At 32.2% G+C, this 1,302-nt stretch carries 2 protein-coding genes; both read right to left on the reverse strand.

Annotated features, from left to right (window positions below; all coding sequences use genetic code 11):
* The coding region (locus IU405_RS00895; RefSeq protein WP_197436756.1) for a DUF4957 domain-containing protein at positions 1-1,098 on the reverse strand (1,098 nt) is incomplete at its 3' end.
* Between the two features lie 22 nt (positions 1,099-1,120).
* A partial coding sequence (locus IU405_RS00900) for a hypothetical protein (RefSeq protein ID WP_197436757.1) occupies positions 1,121-1,302 on the reverse strand: 182 nt, incomplete at its 5' end.

Here is a 1,302-nt window from a genome sequence, read left to right on the forward strand (position 1 = left end):
AGTAGTTCTAAAATCAATAAAATCACCTCCACTTGTGATAATATTTGATAGAATAGAATTTTCAACGGTAATTGTTTGAATAACTGCATTTGAAACATTTCCTGCCAATAAAGAGCGATTGTAATCATGAATAATACAACCGCTAATTAAAAGTGAATTATAGTTTCCAGCTCCACTATATCTAACAACATCAAGTAATTCAGTTGGCACATCTCCAGTCAAATCTAAGTCAATTAAATTTACATCATTTGCTCCTGCTCCAATAGAAAAACTAACTTTTAATCTAGGTTTGAAATCTCTTCTTAAACCTCTTAATGTGATTGATTTGTTTAATGTTATTCTACCAACTTGAGCTGTATAATCTCCTTGTTCAAAAAGTAAAATGTCTCCAGGAGCTGCATCTGCAATCTTTTGAAAGATATCATCAGAAGGTAATACTAAGGTGTTGTTTCCTACGTCAATTCCAGTTTTGAATGAAGCTGTTCCTCTGATTTTAGCATTATTATATAAGGTTGCTGCATAATCAGTTTCTGATGTTAGACCAGTAATTGTTGCTATTCCTGCTGCTTTTTCTTGCGCAGAAATATCATGTCTTATATTTCCAGGTTCTAAAATAAAGTGAGTTACATTTAAACCTGCTTCCCATCTTAGAATTGCTTCAAGAGGTTTTATATCTCCTGGTTCTGACGGCAACATGATTTGTTCGGTTAAAGTTCTTGCTGTAATTATTGCCCAAGTTGAATCATCTAAACCTCTGGGGCTTATTGCTTTTACTCTTATAGAATATTCTGTTTCACCTTCTAATCTAATTTGGATTGGGAGTTGATCAACAGTTACTTGTTCTGTTTTAAAAATGTTTGAAAAACTTGGATCATCTGCACTAAATTCAACAACATAGTTTGTTATGAATTCCGTTTTTGTCCAGTTCAACTCTACAGTTGTTTGATTTCTAATTCTTGCAGATAAATCTACAGGTGCAAACTCTCTATTTACAGATAATTCGTTAACTACCTCTTCATTATATCCACAACTTACAACTAAAAGCGCTAAAAGTAATGTGACAATTACTTTTGGGCTATTTTTTATTTTTGTCATCATAAAAGTATGTTTTATTATTTTATTAATAACCGTAGTCATTTACAAGTTTACCATTACTGCCATCTATAAATACTTGCCAAATTGGCCAAAATTGTCGAGTATCTGGATTTACTCCTTCTTTAAATAAAGAGTTAATATCCGTATCATTTAAAGTTGTCCAAGTTTTTGCAGTAAATTCTGGTCCCGGATTTGTTGTTTCTCCCC

It is taken from the genome of Polaribacter sp. BAL334 (assembly GCF_015767435.1).
GTDB lineage: Bacteria > Bacteroidota > Bacteroidia > Flavobacteriales > Flavobacteriaceae > Polaribacter.